Here is a 2730-nt window from a genome sequence, read left to right as displayed (position 1 = left end):
CCCTCGACCCCGACTGGAACCCCGGAACGCTGGGATGGACCGTCGACTGGCAACGCCACTACGCCTACCTCACCCAGCTCCTCGCCGAAGGCGCCCGCCTGACCGCGATCGTCCCCGGAGTCACCCGGCACGGCGAAGACATCGGACGCTGGCTCGCCACCCAACGGCAGAACTGGGACCGGCTGGGTGAGGAGCAGCAGCGGCGGCTCGGCGAACTCGGCGTGACCAAGGCCCCACGGGCGCGCAGGGCCCCGACGAAGGCCGCCTCGAAGTCCAGGCCGGGCAAGGGCGGCGAGGCGTTCCAGAAGGGCCTGGAGGCCCTCCGGCAGTATGTCGCGCGGGAGGGCGGCCTGCCGGGACGCGGCGGTGTGCAGGAGATGCCCGACGGGGACATCCACCGCGTCGGCGTATGGCTCGCCAACCAGAAGCAACGCCGCGACAAGCTCGACCACGCGCAGCTCGCCGCGCTCGCCGAACTCGGCGTGAAGTGGGCGCGGTGAGAGCGGGGCGGGCAGGTCATCCGGTCATGGCGCAGGAGCCTGGCGATTGGGCCCAGCTGGTCAGAGCAGGTTTGTGAGGTTAGCTCCACGTGCCAATGCAAGTGCGGTTCAAGATTTATTGCCGTTGGCCCTGTCCTCCCAGGACCGAAGGGTGATGCTGATGCCGTCAGTGGAGGGAGCCTTGCATGGCCTCTGAACAGCTACCGACCCCTCACGCACAGTCCATAACCCCGGCGGATCGGCTTGGCGTCGCCTCGTCAACTGCCCACAGCTTCAAGATTTGCGCCAATGGGCGGCTATACAAGCTGAGCGTCGCCAGTCTCCCTGCCGAGTTCGCGGGTCCTTCGTCGATGTATGACGGCCCGGCACCTGACGTAATGGAGGCTGTCTGGGCACGGGAAGCAGCGGTGATCGGTGACAGCAACGCCATCGACCGCTTCGCCTCCCGAGTGCTGGTCTTGCGGCAGGGCGGCCAGTGGAGGGAGGCTGTGTCCACGGCCCTGCTGGGGGACTGGGCACTCTCGCTGGACACTCCTGCTGGTCTCCCCTATGAGTCGGCAGTCGCCGAATTGCGCACCGAAGCCTTGGCGCTTCACCGACAACTGACTCCGCTGTGGCGACGGAGGACCGGAGGCACGCGAGTACTGCTTTTGGATACTCCTCTCGGAGACGGGATCACGCTGTACGACCTGATCATCGGAAGTCCGTCCCCCCAAGAGCTGGCGCTTGGAGCCGAACCAGACGACGCCCGGCTGGCTGCCGTCCTCAACGCACTCTCCGAGGACGAGCGAAAGGTCGCGTTGGCCTGGTCACGGCCGGAAGTTGCCACCTGGGCGGAGGCGGCCATGGCCGTTGCGGAGGCCGATTCAGTAGCTCTCGGCGAACGAGTGCGCCGCAAACTGAAGCGACTGGGGAGGCTGCAGGCTGAACGCGCCGTGGCCTCAGCTGCGTACAAGGCTGAGGGAAACGACCGATGAATGTACTTACTACCGCATTGCCGGAATTCATCGGGAGTCTAGCCGCCACCACGACGTTGGCCGCAGGAACTTGGATCTTCCGTGCGGTTCGCTCCCGTCGGGCGGTTACATCTGGTGCCACGCCCACTCCTGCGTGCCCAAGTACACAACAGCTCGCCTCAGATGATCCGTCGAGTACACGGCCACCCACCCCGTAAAGTCCCCTGCATGAGGCTATTCCGCTTCAGCGGAAGCGGAATAGCCAAGCGGCCCCGCGGGCATGGACCCAGGTCAGTCACCGCCGAGCGGCAGGCAGACCCGCGGGCAAGCACCCGATGCCACCGCCATACCCAGCAAAAAAGGCAGCATCGTGCTCTACGCCAGCACCTGGATCCCGCTCCGCTGAGCAGGCCCATCCTTCTACGCGCATGCCGAACGCGGTCGCCAGAGCACTACCGCATCTCGGTACCTCGCGGCGGAGGATCGGGATTCCGGGTGCCCGCCATCGTGAAGCGTGCGAGACCCGGTGCAAAGGGCTGGTCGGCAGGCGGAGGTCACGGTGGTACGGGCGGCGTTGGAGCAGATGCTGTTCACACAGCCGGTGCCGGGCACCACTGAGGAGCAGTTGCGTGTGCTGCTCAGGTGGGCGAAGGGATCGAAGCAGGTAGTGGCGCGAGAGTTGGGGGTGTCGTTGCGGACGGTTCAGCGGTGGACGGCGCGGAGGGTGTCGGGGCGGGGCAGGCCGAGTGGCCACCACACGGCAGTGATCGAGGCGCGGGTGCGGGCGCGGTGGCAGCCGCGGGTGCGGGCGCGGTGGCAGCCGCGGGTGCGGGCTCGGCGGCGGGCTGCTGCGGAGGAGCGGGGGCTGGTTGTGCACACGCGGGCGCGTTTCGGGTTCGCGGCCGGTGCCAGTACTTCTGATGATCCCCGGCTCCGCTGCTGACGGTGGCGGTGCCCGGGGTGGTGGCGCGGGAGCTGTTCCGTGCGTGGGAGGCCGGGGCTTCCGAGGGGCAGCACGAGGTGATCCTGGGCCGGGCGTTGGGGCATGTCTACTTCCGGCAGGCGGGCCGGCGGGCGGACGCGCTGCAGGTGCGGTTCGGGGAGGTCGACTTCATCGACTTCGGGCTCGTGTAGCGGCTGCGGGGTCAGCGCTGGTCGGCGGGCGGGGCGGGTTCGTGGCGCAGTGCCTCGCGTTTCTCCCGCCAGTCCCAGACGACCGGGCCGCGTCGCGTGCCTGCCCGGCCGGCCTGAGGCTGGGGTGGGCGGATCCTGAT

4 protein-coding genes are annotated in these 2730 nt (G+C 68.3%); all 4 read left to right on the top strand.

Annotation, left to right across the window (positions count from 1 at the left end):
• On the top strand, window positions 1–500 hold a 500-nt coding region (locus PV721_RS42760), incomplete at its 5' end, for a helicase associated domain-containing protein (RefSeq protein ID WP_319734210.1).
• 185 nt (window positions 501–685) lie between these two features.
• Window positions 686–1477, top strand: coding sequence for a hypothetical protein (locus tag PV721_RS42755; RefSeq protein ID WP_319734208.1), 792 nt, complete (start codon window positions 686–688; stop codon window positions 1475–1477).
• 562 nt (window positions 1478–2039) lie between these two features.
• Window positions 2040–2399 (top strand): helix-turn-helix domain-containing protein, encoded by a 360-nt coding sequence (locus PV721_RS44240; RefSeq protein ID WP_416371296.1) that lies wholly within the window; start codon window positions 2040–2042, stop codon window positions 2397–2399.
• 2 nt (window positions 2400–2401) lie between these two features.
• Entirely contained in the window at window positions 2402–2590 is a 189-nt protein-coding gene (locus PV721_RS42750) for a terminal protein Tpg-like protein (protein WP_319734206.1), read from the top strand.
• Window positions 2591–2730: the final 140 nt, after the last annotated feature.

The sequence above is a fragment of the Streptomyces sp. MB09-01 genome (assembly GCF_033794505.1).
In the GTDB taxonomy this organism is placed as follows: Bacteria; Actinomycetota; Actinomycetes; order Streptomycetales; family Streptomycetaceae; genus Streptomyces.
This window is presented reverse-complemented; position numbering and strand designations above follow the sequence as displayed.